The following is a 266-nucleotide window of genomic DNA, read 5'->3' as shown; positions in this document are numbered from 1 at the left end:
GTCACGGCCGGACAACAGGCGCGGCCGGGTGCACGTCCCGCGGCTTACCGCAGTGCTTGCAGTTCGCGAGCCGCCGCTTGGCGTCGCTCACGCCCATCCACTCCTTCTCGAAGCCGGGGCAGCCGCGCTCGGTGATGTCCGCGTCGCGCTCCAACGTGGCTGCCGCCTCGTCGGCCCAATCGCCGCTGTAGGTGTCGCGGACGAACTCGGCGCAGCGGCGCATCACCTGGGCGTCGCGCTGCGCAAGCGCGGCAGCGGCGTCGTCC

General features: G+C 72.9%; 1 protein-coding gene. It reads right to left on the bottom strand.

The window, feature by feature from the left end; all coding sequences use genetic code 11:
• Position 1 precedes the first annotated feature (1 nt).
• Positions 2 to 266: hypothetical protein (locus IG02_RS37500; RefSeq protein WP_037805277.1), on the bottom strand; the 265-nt coding region annotated here is incomplete at its 5' end.

The organism is Streptomyces sp. NRRL F-5135 (genome assembly GCF_000719775.1).
Taxonomy (GTDB): Bacteria; Actinomycetota; Actinomycetes; order Streptomycetales; family Streptomycetaceae; genus Streptomyces; species Streptomyces hebeiensis.
This window is presented reverse-complemented; position numbering and strand designations above follow the sequence as displayed.